Origin of the sequence: Benzoatithermus flavus (assembly GCF_037908215.1) — a bacterium.
Lineage (GTDB): Bacteria > Pseudomonadota > Alphaproteobacteria > Geminicoccales > Geminicoccaceae > Benzoatithermus > Benzoatithermus flavus.
Window position 1 is genome coordinate 39,850 of sequence record NZ_JBBLZC010000014.1, and the last position, 18,374, is coordinate 58,223.

An 18,374-nucleotide genomic window follows, 5' to 3' on the forward strand; every position below is an offset into this window, starting at 1 on the left:
TCCTTATTCTCCGGCCAGATCGTCGAGCCGGGCAAGCGCCCCGTCGAGCCGGTCCTCCACCTCTGCGACCACGGCCGCTGCCCGCGCCTGACGCTCGCGCACGGCTTCGAGCTCGCGCCGCAGGCTGTCGCACTCGGCGCGCAGGAGCTCGCAGTCCCGTTCCAGCGCCGCCCGCTCCAGCGCCGCACGCGGGTCGGCCGCGGAAGCGCCCGCCGACAGGGACCGCAGCGCGCGCTCGAGCCGGCCAAGGGCTGCTTGCGTGCGCTCCTCGGCGCGATGGAGGACCGACATCTCGGGCTGATGATCTCGCCTGTTGTGCCTATTGGCCGAAACTGTTGACACACACCCTTAACCCCGTCAACCAACTGCCCGCCATGAGCGTCGTCGCCACGGCGGGCAACCCGCGTGGAGCCCGACAAAAAACCCTGTTGCTTTTTGTCGCCGCTCGTCCAGTTTGCGGCCCACCCAAGCGCCTCGCGGCGGCACCGGCCGGTGCCGCCTTCGTGCTACGTCGATCCGGTACCGTCAGCCATGTCCGTCAGCTCCGTCTCGCACGCCGATCTCGCCAACGCCATCCGGGCGCTCGCCATGGATGCCGTCGAGCGGGCCAAGTCCGGCCACCCCGGCATGCCGATGGGCATGGCCGACGTCGCGACCGTGCTCTGGACCCGCTTTCTGAAGTTCGATCCCGCCCACCCGGACTGGCCGGACCGCGACCGGTTCGTGCTCTCCGCCGGGCACGGCTCGATGCTGCTCTATGCGCTCCTTTATCTCACCGGCTATCCGGACATGACCATCGAGGAGTTGCAGCGCTTCCGCCAGCTCGGCTCGCGCACGGCGGGGCATCCCGAATACGGCCACGCCTTCGGTATCGAGACCACGACCGGCCCCTTGGGCCAGGGCCTGGCGAACGCCGTCGGCATGGCGCTGGCCGAGCGGCACCTCGCCGCCCGCTTCGGCAGCGATCTCGTCGATCACCACACCTGGGTCGTCGCCGGCGACGGCTGCCTCATGGAGGGGATCAGCCACGAGGCGATCTCGCTCGCGGGGCATCTGCGGCTCGGCCGGCTGATCGTGCTCTGGGACGACAACGGCATCTCGATCGACGGCCCCACCTCGCTTTCGGTCTCCGACGACCAGCTCATGCGCTTCGCGGCCTCCGGCTGGCACACGCAGGCCGTGGACGGCCACGACCCGGTGGCGGTCGAGCGCGCCATTGCGGCCGCGCGCGCCGAGGAGGACCGGCCGTCGCTGATCGCCTGCAAGACCATCATCGGCAAGGGTGCTCCGACGAAGGCGGGCAAGGCGTCGAGCCACGGCAGCCCTTTGGGTGCGAAGGAGATCGAGGGTGCGCGCGCCGCGCTAGGCTGGCCGCACGAGCCCTTCCACGTGCCGGAGCCCATCCTCGCGGCGTGGCGTCGCTTCGGTGCTCGCGGCGGTGCCGCGCACGCAGCGTGGCAGAAGCGCCTCGACGCCCTGCCCGAGGCCGCGCGGCGCGATTTCGCGGACACGCTCGCAGGCGTGCTGCCGGCCGACCTTTCGGCGAAGGTGAACGCTCACAAGCAGAAGCTCTCGGCCGAGCGCCCGGCCTGGGCCACCCGCAAGGCCAGCCAGATGGCGCTCGAGGTCCTGACCGAGGCGGTGCCCGCCATGGTCGGCGGCTCGGCCGACCTCACCGGCTCCAACAACACCAACACCGCGGCCACGCTGCCGATCCGGCCGGGCGAGTATGGCGGCCGCTACATCTATTACGGTGTCCGCGAGCACGGCATGCTCGCCGCCATGAACGGCCTGGCCCTGCACGGCGGCATCATTCCCTATGGCGGCACGTTCCTGGTCTTCGCCGACTATTGCCGCCCGCCGCTGCGGCTCGCGGCCCTGATGCGCCAGCGCGTGATCTTCGTCGCCACCCACGATTCGATCGGGCTCGGCGAGGACGGACCCACGCACCAGCCGGTCGAGCATCTCGCGAGCCTGCGCGCGATCCCGAACGTGCTGGTGCTCCGCCCGGCCGATGCGGTCGAGACCGCCGAGTGCTGGGAGCTGGCGCTGCGGAACGAGCACGGACCGTCGGTGCTGGCGCTGACCCGCCAGGAGCTGCCGACGGTGCGCGATCGGCACACCGACGAGAACCTGTGCGCTCGCGGCGCCTACCTGCTCACCCCGGAGGGCGAGCGGCGTGACGCCACGCTGCTCGCGACCGGCTCGGAGGTGTCGCTGGCGCTCGCCGCGCGCGAGCTCCTGGCCAAGGACGGCATTTCGGCCGCCGTGGTCTCGATGCCGAGCTGGGAGCTGTTCGAGCGGCAGGACCCGGCCTATCGGGCGGCGGTCCTGGGCGATGCTCCCCGCATCGCGGTCGAGGCGGCATCGCCCTTCGGCTGGACCCGCTACGTCGACAGCGAGGACGACGTGGTCGGCCTCACCAGCTTCGGCGCCAGCGGCCCCTACAAGGCGCTCTATGAGCATTTCGGCCTCACGGCCGAGAACGTGGCGCGCAAGGTTCGCGCGCGGCTATAACCGGGACCCGTCGCAAGCAAGGAGGGAGACCGAGAGGTGAGTGCGAAAGTAGCCATCAACGGCTTCGGTCGGATCGGCCGCAACATCCTGCGCGCCCTGGCCGAGCGCGGTCGCGACGACCTCGAGGTGGTCGCGATCAACGATCTCGCCCCGCCGGCCACCAACGCGCATCTCTTCCGGTACGACAGCGTGCACGGCCGCTTTCCGGGCGAGGTCGAGCTCGAGGGCGACGAGCTGCACGTCCGCACCGCCGCCGGCAAGGCGCTGCCGCCGATCAAGGTACTGGCCGAGCGCGACCTCGCGAAGCTGCCCTGGGGGCAGGTGGGTGCGGACATCGTGCTGGAATGCACCGGCATCTTCACGAGCAAGGAGAAGGCGAGCGGCCATCTCCAGGCCGGCGCCAAGAAGGTGCTGGTCTCCGCCCCCGCCGACGGTGCCGACATCACCGTCGTCTTCGGCGTGAACCAGGACCAGATCAGGCCCGAGCACACCGTGGTCAGCAACGCGTCCTGCACGACCAACTGCCTGGCCCCGCTCGCCAAGGTCCTGAACGACGCCGTCGGCATCGAGCGTGGTCACATGACCACGATCCACAGCTACACGAACGACCAGAACCTGCTCGACGTCTTCCACAAGGACCTGCACCGCGCCCGCGCGGCGGCGCTCTCGCAGATCCCGACCTCGACCGGCGCCGCGAAGGCGGTGGGCCTCGTCCTGCCCGAACTCAAGGGCAAGCTCGACGGTGTGGCGATCCGCGTGCCCACGGCCAATGTCAGCCTGGTCGATCTCACCTTCGTGCCCAAGCGCGACACCTCGGCCGAGGAGATCAAGCAGGCGATCAAGGCAGCGGCCGCCGGCCCGCTCAAGGGCGTCCTCGCCTGGCACGAGGAGCCCTTGGTCTCGATCGACTTCAACCACGACCCGGCGAGCTCGACCGTCGACCTCAGCTCGCTCAAGGTGCTCGAGGGCAAGCTGGTCCGCGTGGCCTCCTGGTACGACAACGAGTGGGGCTTCTCGAACCGGATGTGCGACACCGCCGCGCTGATGGGTCGTATGCTCTGATTCCGGCCATGGGGCGGCGCCGTTCTGGCCCGCCCCGTGTTTCCATGTTAAGCTTCCGTCAATCAGGTCCGAGCACCCCCACGTGGGTGCCTGCGGTCCCATGGCTCGCACCCCTCCGGCTGGCAGCATCGGCCGGAGCGGTCCGCTGACTTCTTTCCGGCAGGACGCCACCCGCACCGGGCCTGGCGCATGATCGGAAAGCGAGGGAGGACGCCGTGAAGCGACGGGACCTGATGCGGTCGACGGCCGCTTTTTCCGCGGGCATGCTGGCCGGGTTCGATCCGGCCGGCCACACGGTCGAAGCCGCGACCGGGCACGGGCATCTGGGAGGACGGCGCCCCAACATCCTGCTCATCCTGGTGGACGAGCTGCGCTTTCCGAGCGTGTTCCCGGCCGGTGTGCACGACGTCGACGGGTTCCTCGCCCGCTTCATGCCCAACACGCACGCGCTGTGGCGCCGCGGCGTGAAGTTCGGCCGGCACTTCACCGCGGCCACCGCCTGCACGCCGGCGCGCGGCGTGCTGATCAGCGGTCTCTACTCGCAGCAGAGCTGGCTTCCCCAGACCATCAAGAACACGCCCGATACCAGAGTCTCGGCGGCGCCGGTGCTGAGCCGGGCCTACCCGACCTACGGCAAGCTCCTGCGTGCGGCCGGCTACCGCACGCCCTATGTCGGCAAGTGGCACGTCGCGATCCCGCCCGCGAGCGGCGACCGGCTCGAGGCTTACGGCTTTCAGGGCCTGACCTATCCCGATCCGACCGGCTCCAACCTGCAGGGTACGGTCGGCGACGAGGCCAACGGCTACCACAACGACCGGGACATCGCCGATCAGGCGGTCGCCTGGCTGAGCGCCCGCCGCCCCGGCGAGACGCCCTGGTGCCTCACGGTCTCGTTCGTCAACCCGCACGACCGGCAGTTCTTCTGGGCCGGCACCGAGTTCAAGACCTTCAACGGCCTGTTCGACGGCCGGAGCGACAATCTCGAGCCGTTCGTGTTCTTCTCGGAGAACGAGGGGCAGATCTATCCGCCGGTGGTACCCTGGGACGAGAATCCCTTGAAGAGCCCGCCGGCCTTCGGCTACCCGAGGCTGCCGCCCAACTGGGAATCGGCCGAGCGGATCATGCGGCGCAAGCCCTCGACCCAGACCTGCATGCGCCTGTTCCAGGCGCTGGTCTGCGGCGGCGCCGCCGACGATCCGGGGCGATCGGGCTTCGAGGTGGTGTCCTATCCGAGCCCGCCCGACACTTACGGCTTGGCGCAGGCGCCGTTCGCGTACTGGCGGCGCGGCCTCGATTCCTACACGCAGATCATGAGCATCGTCGACCAGCGGATCGGCGAAGTCGTGGCAGCGCTGCCGCGCGCCGTGGCGCGCGAGACGATCGTCGTTTTCACCTCGGATCACGGCGAGTATGCCGGCGCCCACGGCTTCCTCGCCGGCAAGGTGGGCGCGCTCTACGACGAGGCCTTCCACGTGCCGCTGATCGTGGTCGACCCGCAAGGGAGGCTTACCGGCGATATCGACATCATGCGCCAAGGGCTCACCTCCTCGGTCGACATGTTGCCACTGCTCGTGAGCCTCGGCCACGGCGGCAGCCGTGACTGGCTGACCGGCCACCTCGCGGAGCTCTACGGCCGCCGGCACGACATGGTACCGATGCTGCGCTCGGCGCGTGCACCGGGGCGGCACTATGTCCTGCTCGTCTCGGACGAGTTGATCGCGGACTATTTCAATTTCAATGACGGACCCCGCCACCTGCTCGGCCTGCGCACCGAGACGTTCAAGCTCGGCGTCTATGCGGACTGGCACAGAGGCACCACGCGGATCGACCGGTCCACGATCGAGACCGAGTTCTACGACTACGCCACCGAGGGCGGGCGGGCGGAGCTCGACAACGTGCCGGGCGACCCGCGGGCGAGCCGGGCCATGCGGCTCCTGCTCGAGGATCTCGTCCCGAGCGAGCTGCGGGCACCGCTGCCGCCGGACCTGCGAGCGCCGCAGGCCCTCGCCAGGGCACGCTACCTGGCACTCGCAGCGCAACTCGCCGGCCTGGACCCCTCGGACAGGAGCACGCTGCACCGCATCCTCGGGCACGGCTTCGACTTCTAGTCGAGGCCCTTCTCGGGCGAGGCGGAAGAGCCGACGGGGCGTTCGTGATGCTTGCAGTCGTGAAAGAAGACCGAAGGCGATCGCTTCCGATCCGGCCGAAGCAGGTTCTGGCGTAGAGCCGGGCTGTCGCCCGTCTCTCTCGCGCATGGACAGGCCACGTCGCGCCATGCTAGCTCGCGGCGGCCAATCAAGAGGACCGCAGCGACAGCGGGGCGAGGAGGCCCGAACCATGCCGGCGTTTCGAACGCTCGACGGAGTGGACGTCAAGGGCAAGCGCGTCTTGGTGCGCGTCGACTTCAACGTGCCGATGCAGAACGGCGAGGTCACCGACGCCACCCGGATCGAGCGCGCGGCCGTGACCATCGAGGAGCTGATGCGCAAGGGTGCGAGGGTGGTGATCCTCTCGCACTTCGGACGGCCCAAAGGCAAGGTCGAAAGCTCGATGAGCCTCGCCCCCATCGACAAGGTCCTCTCGCAGGCCTTGGGCGGGGTCGACGTGCGCTTCGCGCCCGACTGCGTGGGCCCCCTCGCCCATGCCGTGGTGGACGCGCTCCCCGAGGGCGGTGTGGCGCTCCTCGAGAACCTGCGCTTCCACGCCGGCGAGGAGAAGGGTGATCCGGCCTTCGCCGACCAGCTCGCCACGCTCGGCGACATTTACGTCAACGATGCCTTTTCGGTCTCCCACCGGGCGCACGCCTCGGTGACGGGTCTGGCCGAGCGCCTGCCCTCTTATGCCGGCCGCCTCATGCAGGCCGAGCTCGAGGCGCTGCAGGCGGTACTCGGCGGTGCCGACCGTCCGACCGCGGCCCTCATCGGCGGGGCCAAGGTCTCGACCAAGCTCGACGTGCTCGGCAACGTGCTCGACAAGGTCGACGTCCTCGTCATCGGCGGCGGCATGGCCAACACCTTCCTCAACGCCAAGGGCATCGACGTCGGCAAGTCCTTGTGCGAGCGCGACCTCGCCGACACGGCGCGCGAAATCATGGCCAAGGCCGAGGCCAAGAAGGTCGAGATCCTGCTGCCGGTCGATGCCGTGGTCGCGAAGGAGTTCCGCGCCGGCGCTCCCTGCCGCACGGTGGCGCTCGATGCGATCGAGCCTGACGACATGATCCTGGACGTGGGTCCCGCCTCGGCCAGGGCGATCGCGGAGCGGCTCGGCACCTGCAGGACGATGCTCTGGAACGGTCCCCTGGGGGCGTTCGAGATCGAGCCCTTCGACCGTGGCACCAACGAGGTGGCGCGGGCGGCGGCGGCTCTCACCAAGGCGGGCAAGCTCAAGACCGTGGCCGGCGGCGGCGACACGGTGGCGGCGCTCGCCCATGCCGGCGTACTCGACGATTTCACCTACGTTTCGACCGCGGGCGGGGCCTTCCTGGAATGGCTCGAGGGCAAGGAGCTCCCCGGCGTGGCGGCGCTGGCGCGGCACGCCGCCTGACCGGCGAGCGCTTCGTCCGGGTTCGCGACCTCGCCGAGGCCCGGACGGCGCTGGAGAGGGGCATCACGCCGGTGAGCGCGCCGGGCCTCGCCGCCTTCGCCGGGGCCGGCTACTGGCGCGCGGTCGAGGAGGCGCTGGGCCGGCGTGTCGTGATCGACTGCGGCGAGGATGCCGGTCTCGTCCTCGCCGCCTTTCGCGCCGGCTGCCGCGACCTCCTGTTCACGGGCGATGCCGATCTCGCCCGAAAGCTCGCCGACATGGCGGAGCAGCTCGGCGCGGTCCTGCGCTCCGGGCTCGACGGCGAGATCCTCGAGCCCTCATCGGAGCGCGCTTCTTTCCTGCCTCCCCCGAATACCCCTCGCTAGGCCGGCCTGCGCCATACCGCCCCATCCCGACACGGCGCCGGGGCCGCACCTGCGGCTTTTGTACCGCGTGGCGTGGATGTAATGTCCGCGCCGATCGGACGAACCGGATAACCGAGAGCAAGGAGCTTGCGATGCGACTGACGCCCAAGGTCAAGGAGATCCTGTCCTGGTACGAGGCCGAGAATCCCGGCGTTAAGACCAACCTCGCCCGGCTCCTGATGCACGGCCGGCTCGCCGGCTCCGGCAAGCTCGTCATTCTGCCCGTGGATCAGGGCTTCGAGCACGGGCCCGCCCGCAGCTTCGCGCCCAATCCCGCGGCCTACGATCCGAACTACCTGTTCGAGCTCGCGATCGAGGCCGGGCTCTCGGCCTATGCGGCACCTTTGGGTCCGCTCGAGTTCGGTGCCGCCCGCTATGCCGGCGAGGTGCCGCTGATCTTGAAGCTCAACAGCGCCAACAGCCTCGCCGGCGGCAACGTCAACGACCAGGCGCTCACCGCCACGGTCGACGACGCGCTCAGACTCGGCTGTGTCGGCGTCGGCTTCACGATCTATCCGGGTTCGGATGCCTGCTACGCCATGCAGGAGGAACTCAAGGAGATCATCCGCGAGGCCAAGGCCAAGGGCCTCGTCCCGGTGGTCTGGTCCTACCCGCGCGGCGGCAAGGTCAGCAAGGACGGCGAGACCGCGCTCGACATCGTGGCCTATGCCGCGCACATGGCGGCGCTCATGGGTGCCACCATCATCAAGGTGAAGCCGCCCAAGGCGATGATCGACCTCGATGCCGCGAAGAGCGCCTACGAGAAGGCGAACGTCCCGATGGAGACGCTGCCCGATCGCATCCGGCATGTCATGCAGGCGGCGTTCAACGGCAAGCGGCTCGTCGTGTTCTCGGGCGGCGAGGCCAAGGGCACGGAAGGCGTCCTGAACGAGATCCGGCAGATCGCCGAAGGCGGCGGTCACGGCTCGATCATCGGCCGCAACAGCTTCCAGCGCTCGAAGGAGGACGCCCTGGCCCTGCTCGACCAGGTCGTCAAGATTTACCTGGGTCAGGCGTGAGCCCGGCCGGAAGGAAGAGTCCCGAACGCCACGAGCCCTCCGCCGAGGGTCCGTGGCTCGAGCCGGACGAAGCGGTGCCGGGGCTGCTCCTCTTCGTCCCCCTCGGGCCAGACGGCCTGGCACCCGAGCTGGAGGTCCTCCTGGCGGAGGGCGGGATCGCGGCGGTCGTGGGCGACGTGACGGCGCTCCCGACCGCCGCGCGCGGGCCCGCGCTCGCCGCCGCCCGCGAAGCCTGCCACCGTCGCGCGACCGCGTTCTTCGTCCGCAACGACGCCACGGCAGCGCACGCGGCTGCGGCCGACGGCGTGCATCTCGACGACCCGGCGAAGGTCGCGGCCGTGCGCAGCCAGCTCGGCCCCGATGCGATCATCGGTGCGGCTTGCGGCCGGTCGCGTCACACCGCGATGGTTGCGGGCGAGGCCGGCGCTGACTATGTGATGCTGGGTACTCTCGACCGGCCGGTCGAGGACGAGGACGGGCTTTCGGAGCTCGTCGCCTGGTGGAACGAGCTGTTCGTCATTCCCTGCGCCGTGGCCGGCCGGCTCACCCCGGATCGGGCCGCGGCCTTCGTGCGCGCCGGTGCCGACCTCGTGGCCGTGACGGCCGGCGGGAACGACCTTCCCGAGCTGGCGCGGACCGTGCGGGCGATCGGCCCGCGTCCTGCGTCTTCGGCCATGCAAGGTTGAGCGATGAAGGTCAATGTCAACGAGATCAAGCCGGGCTACGTCATCGCCTACAAGGACCGGCTCTGGACGCTGGTGAAAGGCGAGCACGTCAAGCCCGGCAAAGGCCCGGCCTATCTCCAGGCCGAGCTCAAGTGCCTGACCGACGGCACCAAGCTCAACCAGCGCTTCAACACCTCGGAAACGGTCGAGCAGGTCCACCTCGACAAGGAAAACTACCAGTTCCTCTACGAGGAGGACGACCGGCTCGTCTTCATGAACCAAGAGAATTTCGAGCAGGTCGCCCTGCCCCGCAGCCTGATCGGCGAGGCCGCCCGGTTCCTGCAGGAGGGCATGGTGGTGAAGGTCCAGACCTTCGAGGGTCGGCCGCTCTCGGTCGAGCTGCCCGAGACCGTCGTGCTCGAGGTGACGCAGACCGAGCCCACGCTCAAGGGCCAGACCGCGGCTGCGAGCTACAAGCCCGCCCTTCTCTCGAACGGAACCCGCATCATGGTGCCGCCGCACATCGAGACCGGGGTCCGGGTCGTCGTCAACACGCGCGAGGGCACCTACGTCGAGCGCGCGAAGGACTGAGCTGGAACCAGGAAACCGATGCCCCGCTCCGCCAATATCGAGATCATGATCCGGGCCGCCACCCGTGCCGCCCGCTCGCTCGCCCGCGACTTCGGCGAGGTCGAGCAGCTCCAGGTCTCGATCAAGGGCCCCGGAGACTTCGTCTCCGCCGCCGACCGCCGCGCCGAGCAGATCATCCGCGAGGAGCTGAAGCGCGGCCGCCCCGATTACGGCTTCCTCATGGAGGAGAGCGGTGCGGAGGTCGGCCGCTCGCCGCACAATCGCTGGATCGTCGATCCGCTCGACGGCACCACCAATTTCCTCCACGGCCTGCCGCATTGGGCGATCTCGATCGCTCTCGAGCAGCACGGCGAGCTCACCGCCGGGATCATCTTCGATCCCCTGCGCAACGAGCTGTTCACGGCCGAGCGCGGAGGCGGCGCCTATCTCAACGACCGCCGTATCCGCGTCTCGCGCCGCAGCGACATGCGCACCGCCCTGATCGGCTGCGGCCTGCCGATCCAGAACTGGAAGGCGCGGGAGAAGGGCTTCACCCGGCAGATGGACCGGGTCGCCGACGAGTGCGGCGGCCTCAGGCGCCTCGGCGTCTGCTCGCTCGACCTCGCCTACGTCGCCGCCGGCCGGCAGGACGGGTTCTGGGAATATGGCGTGCAGCCCTGGGACATCGCCGCCGGCATCCTGATGATCCGCGAGGCCGGCGGCCGCGTGGGCCGGCTCGAGGGCGATGAGGATCTCCTGGCCGAGGGCACCATCGTCGCCGGCAATCCCGACATCTACGACCGTCTGCGTGCGACGCTGCTCGAGGTGACGCCGGTCTGAGGCTCTATCCTGGGCTATGACGGCGTGGCCCCGCCGCGCCCCGCCTCAGGAAAGCTTAACCCCCGGACGCGAAGCTGGAATTGCTGCCCGAGCGGGCAGGCCACCAGCTATCCGGGGGAACCCTCATGGACCTTACGACCGCTCTCTTCTCGCTGAACGGGCGCCTCTCGCGCCTGGCCTATTTCGGGTATGGCAGCCTGGCCTGGGCAATCGGTGCCGTGCTGATCGTCGTCGGCGCCGTCGGTCTCGCCGCAACGGACTCGGGCCACGGCGCGCAGGCAATCGGTCTCCTGCTGGTGCTTTCCGCGGTCGGCTTCATATTCTGGACCAGTATCGCCATCGCTGCCAAGCGCCTCCACGACCTGGGTCTGTCGGCGCTGAATCTGGTTTGGATCTGCCTGCTCGATGGCGTGTGCAGCGGCATCAGCGAGGTGGCGAGGCCGTCCGAGCCGGTGCTGGCCTTCGTCCTCAGCCTCGTGCCCTTGGGCGTTGGGCTGTGGCTGCTCTTTGCCCCGGGCCAGCCGCACGACAACCCGTTCGGCCCGGCGTCGGGCAAGGCCGGCCCGCAGGCCACGAGCGCCCCTGCCTGAGCGGCCGGGCGGTCAGACGTAGACCATCTTTCGCGTCATCCCGCCGTCGATCACGAAATTGGCGCCGGTGACGAACCCGCTCTCGGGCCCCAGGAGGAAGCTCACCATCGCCGCCACGTCCTCGGGCCGGCCGACCCGGCCCACGGGATGCTGCGCATGGTCGGCCTCGGACAGCGGCTCGCCCTTGGTGTCGATCCAGCCCGGCGAGATGCAGTTGACCCGCACATCCGGCCCGAGGCTCAGCGCCAGCGCATGGGTCAGCGCCACGAGTCCGCCCTTCGTGGCGCTGTAGGCCTCGGTGTCGGGCTCGGACTGGAGCGCTCGGGTCGAGGCGATCGTCACCATCGCCCCTCTCGCGCGGCGCAGGTGCGGCGCCCCGTGCTTCGCCAGCAGGAAGGTCGCGGTCAGGTTGGTCGCGAGCACGCGCTGCCACTCGTCGAGTCCGAGCTCGGTCACGGGTTTGCGGATCATGATCCCGGCATTGCTCACGATGGCATCGAGCCGGCCGAACGCCTGGAGCGTGCCTTCGATCGCCCGCCGCACGGCCTCATCCTCGCCGACGTCGCCGGCCACGAACCGCAGGGCACTGCCGCCACCCAGCTCCCGGAGCGCAGCCGCCCCCGCCTCCCGATCCCGATCGACGATCGTGACCGCCCAGCCCTCGCCCAGGAGGCGGGCCGCCGTGGCTCGCCCGATCCCCTTGGCACCGCCGGTGACGAGCGCGGCACGTGTTCCATCCGCCATGAACGGCCCCTCCGAGTTGCGCAACGACGGCCCATCGCGTCGGCAAGAGCGGCACCGGCCAAGAGTTCCGAAAAAGCCGCTCTTGAGATGGATCATCGCCGCTTCCGTCGGATCGTCCTACGCTTCGGACCGACGCTCAGTCCAGGAGAAGGCCGATCATGAAGGTGAGCCTGCGCGCCATCCTCGTCACGCTTCTGGCCCTAGGCCCGATCTCGCCGGCGATGCTCCGCGCCCAGGCCGACTGGCAGGAGGATCTCGCCGGCGAGATCGGGCTGACCCGGAACTGCACCGTGGCCTTCCTGAGCCACGTCGTCGAGCGCACGGTCGACGGCAGGCAGCTCGTCATGGCGAAGGTGCATTGCGACGACGAGCGCGTCTTCGACGCCCTGCGCCCCGACGTGGGCGAGCCGTTCCGCTTCAGCGAATGCCAGCCCGACGCGACGCAGGGCTGCTGACGAGGGAGGCTCCCTGGGACCCCGTTCACCGGCGAAGCGAAGATCGGGACCGCCTCGACGCGGATTCCACCGATGCCTGCGCTCTCGGGATCGCAGCGTCCGCCATGACCTCAGCCGGCCTCCGCGAGCAGAGCCGCATTTCCTTCCGGATCGTCCGACCGCCCCACCTCCTCGAGTTCGCGCACGGCCGCCTGGATGCGGGCGGCGCTGCGGAAGCACAAGGAGAGATGCAGCTCGCCCGGCACCAGCTCCAGCCGGCTGTGCGGCAGGTGCGCCGCGTACCAGTGGGCATGGATCGGCGGCACCACGGAATCGTCCGCGCCGTGGACGATATGCACCTCGGTCTCGATGTCGAGCAGCGAGAAGTCCCAGGGCTGGGCCACGAGCCGTGCGTCGGCCATGGGCCCGCGCAGGCTGCGGCGGCTGCCGGCGCGCAGGGACTGGAGCAGCCCGGCACGGAGCGCCTCCAGCGCCACGCCCTGGCGCTCGAGCACCTTGCGTTCCGTGGCCAGTGCCAGCGACACGAAGCGCCGCTCGAGCCGGGCCGCGACCGCGAGCCGCATGATCCGCTGCAGGAGCCGGCCGGTGCGGCTGCCGCGCCGGCCCAGGAGCGAGAGCACCAGCGCTATCCCGCCCGCGGTCTCCAACACCTCGGGCCCGGCGATGCCGCCTGCCAGGATCACGCGTCTGACCCGCTGGCCCAGCACGGAGGCGATCGCGAGCGCGTAGGGCGCTCCGGTCGACACGCCGACCACGATGCACGGCCCAACCCCGAGCTGGACCAGCGCCTCGGCCACGTCGGCGCCGAACCCGCGCAGGGACGGCAGGCGCTGCAGGTCGCTGCGGCCGTAACCGGGGCGGTCGAAGGCGATGATGTTGATGCCGTCGATCTCGCCCGCCGCGGGCTCCAGCCGGCTGCCGAGAAAGCCGTGGCAGTAGATCACCGGCAGCGACGAGCGGCTGCCGAACTCGGCGATGCCCAAGCGCCTGCCGTCGTGCAGGCGTACGGCGAAGTCGGTGGCGGGCCGCGGCAGCGAGGGTGCCGGTCGCCGCTGCGGCTGGAGCAGCCTGTGGGCCGGGCGCCGCCTCATGCCGTGGTCTCCCGACCGGTTCGCGAGAGGGCACGACGGGTCATGCGCTGGCTCCCGAGGTCGATGGCACGGTGCAGCAATCCTTCGCGCTCCATGGCGACGTCGCGGCTCACGATTAGGCCATCCCAGGCGGATATGGGAGCCGTGATCGTGCCGGAAACAGCCGGATCGACGCGGTGGCGCATGAAACTAAAGCCCGCGCCATCGTGCAACCCTGGATCCGCGCTACGCGGCCGCTCGCGACGGGTGTCGGAAAAAGCGGGTTCACGCTCGGCTCTCGGCCGGTCTCGGATGTTATATTCTTCCCCGACCGCAGGCGGCGGATCGATCACGCGGCTTGCCCCGAGAGGAGCATCGGTCATGGATCAGAGAGAACGGCAGGCCATCGACGGGCTGTTCGCCAAGCTGCGGCAGCTCGAGCTGCAGTCACCGCAGCGCGACGCCGAGGCCGATCAGTACATTCGCCAGCAGGTGGCGAGCCTGCCGGCTGCCCCCTACTACATGGCGCAGGCGATCCTGGTGCAGGAGCAGGCGCTCGCGACCCTGCAGGCCCGTGTCCAGGAGCTGGAGCGGCAGCTCGCCGAGCGTCCGTCCGCAGGCGGCGGCTTCCTGTCGGGCCTGTTCGGCGGTGGCCAGCCGGCTCAGCAGCGCCGCCCCGCGGCACCGCCGCCTTCTCCCTATCCGGCGCAGCAGGCTTACGCTCCGCCGCCCGTTATGGGTGCGGGCTACGGCTCGCCCTGGGGCCGGCCCGCGGGTGGCGGCTTCTTCGCGGGCGCCATGCAGACGGCGCTCGGCGTCGCGGGCGGGATGCTGGTCGCGGACGCCATCGCCAATGCCTTCGAGCACGCGGCCGAGGGTACGGCCGGGCTTGCCCACGAGGTCGGTTTCGGCAGCGCCGAGCACATCGCCGACACCGGACCCGCGGACGAGTCCGGCTACGACGAGCCCGGCTTCGTCGATGCCGGCGACGACGAGCCGGGCTACGACGACACCGGCGACGATTTCGGCGGGGGCGACGAGACGATCTGAGCCGCCGGCAGAGCGGGCCCATGCCGGGCGCAGAGACAGCCCGGCATGGGCCCGCCTATAAGGGCTGGAGCACGACCGCGAGAGGGGAGCCTGAGGTCATGGACGGCGCCGGGACGCTCTTGATCGGCAAGGGCGAGAAGCCGCAATACCTCCATCTGCCGTTGGCCAACCGGCACGGGCTCGTCGCCGGCGCCACCGGCACGGGCAAGACGGTGACGTTGCAGGTCCTGGCCGAGGGCTTCAGCCGCGCCGGCGTGCCAGTGTTCTGCGCCGACGTGAAGGGCGACCTTTCGGGCCTCGGCCGGCCCGGGGCTGCCAATCCCAAGATCGAGCAGCGCGCGGCCGAGCTCGGCATCGCCGACTTCGCCTACGAGGCGGCACCCGTCGTCTTCTGGGATCTGTTCGGCGAAGAGGGCCATCCCGTGCGCGCGACCGTGGCCGAGATGGGCCCCTTGCTGCTCGCCCGCATGCTCGAGCTCAACGACACGCAGGAAGGTGTCCTCAACATCGCCTTCAAGCTCGCCGACGACGAGGGCCTCCTGCTCCTCGACTTCAAGGACCTCACGGCCATGCTCCAGGCCGTGGCCGAGCGCGCCGACGAGCTCACGACCGCCTACGGCAACGTCGGCAAGGCCACGATCGGCACGATCCAGCGCCGGCTCCTCACCCTCGAGCAGCAGGGTGCCGAGCACTTCTTCGGCGAGCCGGCGTTGGAGCTCACCGACCTCATGCTGACCACGCCCGACGGCAGGGGTGCGGTCAACGTGCTGATGGCCGACAGGCTGATCCATTCGCCCCGGCTCTACGCCACCTTCCTCCTGTGGCTCCTGGCCGAATTGTTCGAGGAGCTGCCGGAAGCGGGCGATCTCGACAAACCCAAGCTCGTCTTCTTCTTCGACGAGGCGCATCTCCTGTTCAAGGACGCGCCCAAGGCCCTGGTCGAGAAGGTCGAGCAGGTCGTGCGCCTGATCCGCTCGAAAGGTGTGGGCGTCTATTTCGTGACGCAGAATCCGGCCGACGTGCCGCCCGCGATCCTGGGCCAGCTCGGCAACCGGGTGCAGCACGCGCTGCGCGCCTTCACGCCCGTGGAGCAGAAAGGGGTGCGTGCGGCGGCCGAGACCTTCCGCCCGAATCCGAAGTTCGAGACCGAGGAGGCCATCACCCAGCTCGGCGTCGGCGAGGCTCTGGTCTCGACGCTCGAGCCCGGCGGTGTGCCCGGCATCGTCGAGCGGGTGCGGATCGCCCCGCCCCGCTCGCGCATCGGCTCCATCACGCCCGAGGAGCGCCGGCAGGTGATGGCCACGAGCCCGCTCGCCGGCAAGTACGACGCACCCGTCGATCGCGAGTCCGCCTACGAGCGCCTGCGGGGCCGCGCCACCACCGTGGCCGAGGCCCCCGCCCCGCACAGCCCCTGGGGTGCGGGTCCCGCCCCGCGCCGCGACGACGCCAACCCGTGGGGCGTGGAACCCGGCGGGACCCGCTCGCGCCGGATCGGCGGGCGGTACCCGGCACAGGCCCGGCCGGATGCCACCCGCCGGCCCGCGACCCGCTACCAGGAGCCCGAGGCCGCCCCACCCGCCGGCGGCGGTCTCGGCGGCATCCTCGGCGACATTCTCACGGGCGGCGGCAAGCGGCAGAGCGTGGCCGAGGCCGTGGTCAAGTCGGCCGTACGCAGCATGAGCTCGAGCGTCGGCCGCCAGGTCGGCAACGCCATCGTCCGCGGCATCCTGGGCTCGATCCTGAAGCGGTGAGGCGAGACCGCGCCCCGCTCGCCTGACGGCGACACGTATCTTCCGCAGCGCGGCAAAAAACGTTCGCCGTGGCGATTGCCGTCTCCCGGTTCCGCTTGCCCCCGTGCTATGGGCTCGCCCGCGCCGCAGCGATGGAGAGCGAGCCCTTGACCAGACTGTCGCTTGCCAAGGAGAAGGTCCAGGTCCTCCTTCTCGAGGGCATCCACGAGAATGCCGTCGCCGATCTCGTGGCCGACGGCTACACCAGCGTGACCCGGCTTCCCGGTGCCCTCGACGAGGACGAGCTGATCCGCCGCCTCGAGGGTGTCCACATCTTGGGCATCCGCTCGCGCACGAAGGTGACGAGGCGCGTGCTCGAGGCCGCCGACCGGCTGATCGCCATCGGCTGTTTTTGCATCGGCACCGACCAGGTGGCGCTGAACGAGGCGAGAAATCGGGCGATCCCCGTCTTCAACGCCCCGTTCTCGAACACGCGCAGCGTCGCCGAGCTCGTGCTCGGCCAGATCATCATGCTGATGCGCGGCATCTTCCCGAAGTCGGTGGCGGCGCACCGCGGCGAGTGGATCAAGTCGGCCGCGAACAGTTGGGAGGTGCGCGGCAAGACGCTCGGCATCGTCGGCTACGGCAATATCGGCGCCCAGCTCAGCGTGCTCGCCGAATCCTTGGGCATGCACGTGATCTTCCACGACATCGCCCCGAAGCTGCCCTTGGGCCGCGCCGAGCCCTGCCCCGACCTCGAGAATCTGTTGCGCCGCGCCGACGTGGTCTCGCTCCACGTCCCCGACACACAGGCCACGCGCTGGATGATCGGCGAGCGGCAGATCCGCGCCATGCGGCCCGGCAGCTTCCTGATCAACGCCGCCCGCGGCACGGTCGTCGACGTGGAAGCACTCGCCGCCGCCATCCGCGACGGCCATCTCCTGGGAGCCGCCGTCGACGTATTCCCGGACGAGCCTTCGAGTGCCCGCGAGGAGTTCCTCTCGCCCTTGCGCGGCCTCGCGAACGTCATCCTCACGCCCCACATCGGCGGCTCCACCGCCGAGGCCCAGGCCCGCATCGGCAACGAGGTGGCGCGCAAGCTGATCGACTATTCCGACGTCGGCTCCACCTTCGGTGCCGTCAACTTCCCCCAGGTCCAGCTGCCCGCGCGCCCCTCGGGCACGCGCTTCATCCACGCCCACCGCAACGTGCCGGGCATCCTCGCCCGCGTCCTCGACGTCTTCGTCCGCCGCGGCCTCAACATCGGCGCCCAGTACCTCCAGACCGACGGCGAGATCGGCTACGTCGTCATGGACGTGGACGGCGGCTACGACGACGCGCAAGAGATCCAGGCCGAGCTCCGCGCCGTCGAGGGCACCATCCGCGCCCGCTTCCTCTACGAGCGGCATTGAGGGGCGGCGGCTCGCGTGCCGACTGGACCATGCGCAAGCTGGAGAGAGCCCCGGCTGCATGCTGTCCAGACAGCATGTCTAGACGGCGGTGATGGCCCTGAGCATCAAGACGGAGGAGGCCGACCGGTTGGCGCGGGAGCTCGCACCTGACCGGCGAGACCATGACGGAGGCCGTCACCCGCGCCTTGCGGGAATGGCTGGAGCGCGCGCGGCGAGGCTGCGACCAGCCTGCCGGTCCGCGTCGAGGCTTTTACGGCCCGGGTGCGCCCGCTGCTCGACACGCGACCCGTCACCGGGCCGAATGGGACGCGGCCTGCGACGCCCCCCTGCTGACCGAAGGGCATCGGTGATCGCGGTGGACAGCTCGGCGGTGATCGCCATCCTCTTCGGCGGGAGCGACTTCGCCAGGACCGATTTGGAGCCGAGGCTCGGCTGAGTCTGTTCGCCGCAAACGACCGTCCCCCTGCGCGTTTCGTGCTCCCGTTCCCGCCGGGCTCGCCGCAGGACCGATTCAAGGATAATATTCCTGATCGACCCGATCCGGTCTCCAGGCGGAGCTCTGCGCACGACGAAATCGAAAATTGCACGAACGAATTCGAGTAATCCTTTTGAATCGAAAATTAAGCCCAAAAGTGTTGGCGCATGTCCACACGATCGTGCCGGCGCTACGGCGAGTTGCGTTCCGGCCAACTCCCGCTTGGAG

General features: G+C 69.9%; 18 protein-coding genes. 15 read left to right on the top strand and 3 right to left on the bottom strand.

The window, feature by feature from the left end:
• Positions 1-3: 3 nt before the first annotated feature.
• Positions 4-291, bottom strand: coding sequence for a hypothetical protein (locus tag U1T56_RS14565; RefSeq protein ID WP_418160209.1), 288 nt, complete (start codon positions 289-291; stop codon positions 4-6).
• 240 nt (positions 292-531) lie between these two features.
• Here U1T56_RS14565 and tkt point away from each other — a divergent pair, with 240 nt between their 5' ends.
• From tkt to U1T56_RS14615, 10 genes are all read left to right on the top strand, one after another.
• Complete coding sequence (gene tkt, locus U1T56_RS14570; protein WP_418160210.1) at positions 532-2,517, top strand: transketolase; 1,986 nt, start codon at positions 532-534, stop codon at positions 2,515-2,517.
• Positions 2,518-2,553: 36 nt separating this feature from the next.
• The gene (gene gap / locus U1T56_RS14575; RefSeq protein WP_418160211.1) at positions 2,554-3,579 is read left to right on the top strand and encodes a type I glyceraldehyde-3-phosphate dehydrogenase; all 1,026 of its coding nucleotides are present in this window, start codon (positions 2,554-2,556) and stop codon (positions 3,577-3,579) included.
• A 215-nt stretch (positions 3,580-3,794) separates the two neighbouring features.
• Positions 3,795-5,687 carry a sulfatase-like hydrolase/transferase gene (locus tag U1T56_RS14580; protein ID WP_418160212.1) on the top strand — a complete coding sequence of 631 codons (1,893 nt, stop codon included), beginning with the start codon at positions 3,795-3,797 and terminating at the stop codon, positions 5,685-5,687.
• 229 nt (positions 5,688-5,916) lie between these two features.
• On the top strand, positions 5,917-7,122 hold the full coding sequence (locus U1T56_RS14585; RefSeq protein ID WP_418160213.1) for a phosphoglycerate kinase: 1,206 nt from the start codon (positions 5,917-5,919) through the stop codon (positions 7,120-7,122).
• Positions 7,123-7,193: 71 nt separating this feature from the next.
• On the top strand, positions 7,194-7,487 hold the full coding sequence (locus U1T56_RS14590) for a hypothetical protein (protein ID WP_418160214.1): 294 nt from the start codon (positions 7,194-7,196) through the stop codon (positions 7,485-7,487).
• A gap of 131 nt (positions 7,488-7,618) precedes the next feature.
• Positions 7,619-8,545 carry a class I fructose-bisphosphate aldolase gene (locus U1T56_RS14595; protein ID WP_418160215.1) on the top strand — a complete coding sequence of 309 codons (927 nt, stop codon included), beginning with the start codon at positions 7,619-7,621 and terminating at the stop codon, positions 8,543-8,545.
• Positions 8,546-8,619: 74 nt separating this feature from the next.
• Positions 8,620-9,231 (top strand): thiamine phosphate synthase, encoded by a 612-nt coding sequence (locus tag U1T56_RS14600; protein ID WP_418160216.1) that lies wholly within the window; start codon positions 8,620-8,622, stop codon positions 9,229-9,231.
• A gap of 3 nt (positions 9,232-9,234) precedes the next feature.
• Complete coding sequence (efp, locus tag U1T56_RS14605; protein ID WP_418160217.1) at positions 9,235-9,801, top strand: elongation factor P; 567 nt, start codon at positions 9,235-9,237, stop codon at positions 9,799-9,801.
• A gap of 18 nt (positions 9,802-9,819) precedes the next feature.
• Positions 9,820-10,620: an inositol monophosphatase family protein gene (locus U1T56_RS14610; RefSeq protein ID WP_418160218.1), complete on the top strand. Its 801-nt coding sequence runs from the start codon at positions 9,820-9,822 to the stop codon at positions 10,618-10,620.
• 125 nt (positions 10,621-10,745) lie between these two features.
• Positions 10,746-11,210, top strand: a complete 465-nt coding sequence (locus U1T56_RS14615) for a DUF805 domain-containing protein (protein WP_418160219.1) — start codon at positions 10,746-10,748, stop codon at positions 11,208-11,210.
• Positions 11,211-11,222: 12 nt separating this feature from the next.
• Here U1T56_RS14615 and U1T56_RS14620 read toward each other — a convergent pair whose 3' ends face one another.
• Complete coding sequence (locus U1T56_RS14620; protein WP_418160220.1) at positions 11,223-11,954, bottom strand: SDR family oxidoreductase; 732 nt, start codon at positions 11,952-11,954, stop codon at positions 11,223-11,225.
• Between the two features lie 158 nt (positions 11,955-12,112).
• Here U1T56_RS14620 and U1T56_RS14625 point away from each other — a divergent pair, with 158 nt between their 5' ends.
• A complete protein-coding gene (locus tag U1T56_RS14625; RefSeq protein ID WP_418160221.1) occupies positions 12,113-12,409 on the top strand; it encodes a hypothetical protein in 297 nt (98 codons plus the stop codon).
• A 110-nt stretch (positions 12,410-12,519) separates the two neighbouring features.
• On the opposite strand, the gene U1T56_RS14630 is transcribed toward U1T56_RS14625, so the two are convergent.
• A complete protein-coding gene (locus U1T56_RS14630) occupies positions 12,520-13,500 on the bottom strand; it encodes an alpha/beta fold hydrolase (protein WP_418160222.1) in 981 nt (326 codons plus the stop codon).
• 360 nt (positions 13,501-13,860) lie between these two features.
• Between U1T56_RS14630 and U1T56_RS14635 the strand changes: the two genes are divergently transcribed.
• The 4 genes from U1T56_RS14635 to U1T56_RS14650 all read left to right on the top strand — a co-directional run bounded on the left by U1T56_RS14635 (position 13,861) and on the right by U1T56_RS14650 (position 18,021).
• Positions 13,861-14,529 carry a DUF2076 domain-containing protein gene (locus U1T56_RS14635; RefSeq protein ID WP_418160223.1) on the top strand — a complete coding sequence of 223 codons (669 nt, stop codon included), beginning with the start codon at positions 13,861-13,863 and terminating at the stop codon, positions 14,527-14,529.
• 98 nt (positions 14,530-14,627) lie between these two features.
• Positions 14,628-16,280, top strand: coding sequence for a helicase HerA-like C-terminal domain-containing protein (locus tag U1T56_RS14640; RefSeq protein ID WP_418160224.1), 1,653 nt, complete (start codon positions 14,628-14,630; stop codon positions 16,278-16,280).
• A gap of 131 nt (positions 16,281-16,411) precedes the next feature.
• A complete protein-coding gene (gene serA / locus U1T56_RS14645) occupies positions 16,412-17,671 on the top strand; it encodes a phosphoglycerate dehydrogenase (RefSeq protein WP_418160291.1) in 1,260 nt (419 codons plus the stop codon).
• Between the two features lie 161 nt (positions 17,672-17,832).
• Positions 17,833-18,021, top strand: coding sequence for a hypothetical protein (locus tag U1T56_RS14650; protein ID WP_418160225.1), 189 nt, complete (start codon positions 17,833-17,835; stop codon positions 18,019-18,021).
• Positions 18,022-18,374 lie beyond the last annotated feature (353 nt).

Bases quoted from the DNA above. Each gene is read 5' to 3' on its own strand.
- U1T56_RS14595 (WP_418160215.1), top strand. From the start codon at position 7,619: ATGCGACTGACGCCCAAGGTCAAGGAGATCCTGTCCTGGTACGAGGCC.
- U1T56_RS14610 (WP_418160218.1), top strand. From the start codon at position 9,820: ATGCCCCGCTCCGCCAATATCGAGATCATGATCCGGGCCGCCACCCGT.
- U1T56_RS14640 (WP_418160224.1), top strand. From the start codon at position 14,628: ATGGACGGCGCCGGGACGCTCTTGATCGGCAAGGGCGAGAAGCCGCAA.
- U1T56_RS14565 (WP_418160209.1), bottom strand. From the start codon at position 291: ATGTCGGTCCTCCATCGCGCCGAGGAGCGCACGCAAGCAGCCCTTGGC.
- U1T56_RS14620 (WP_418160220.1), bottom strand. From the start codon at position 11,954: ATGGCGGATGGAACACGTGCCGCGCTCGTCACCGGCGGTGCCAAGGGG.
- U1T56_RS14635 (WP_418160223.1), top strand. From the start codon at position 13,861: ATGGATCAGAGAGAACGGCAGGCCATCGACGGGCTGTTCGCCAAGCTG.
- tkt (WP_418160210.1), top strand. From the start codon at position 532: ATGTCCGTCAGCTCCGTCTCGCACGCCGATCTCGCCAACGCCATCCGG.
- U1T56_RS14615 (WP_418160219.1), top strand. From the start codon at position 10,746: ATGGACCTTACGACCGCTCTCTTCTCGCTGAACGGGCGCCTCTCGCGC.
- serA (WP_418160291.1), top strand. From the start codon at position 16,412: ATGGAGAGCGAGCCCTTGACCAGACTGTCGCTTGCCAAGGAGAAGGTC.
- U1T56_RS14585 (WP_418160213.1), top strand. From the start codon at position 5,917: ATGCCGGCGTTTCGAACGCTCGACGGAGTGGACGTCAAGGGCAAGCGC.
- U1T56_RS14650 (WP_418160225.1), top strand. From the start codon at position 17,833: ATGACGGAGGCCGTCACCCGCGCCTTGCGGGAATGGCTGGAGCGCGCG.
- U1T56_RS14630 (WP_418160222.1), bottom strand. From the start codon at position 13,500: ATGAGGCGGCGCCCGGCCCACAGGCTGCTCCAGCCGCAGCGGCGACCG.
- U1T56_RS14625 (WP_418160221.1), top strand. From the start codon at position 12,113: ATGAAGGTGAGCCTGCGCGCCATCCTCGTCACGCTTCTGGCCCTAGGC.
- efp (WP_418160217.1), top strand. From the start codon at position 9,235: ATGAAGGTCAATGTCAACGAGATCAAGCCGGGCTACGTCATCGCCTAC.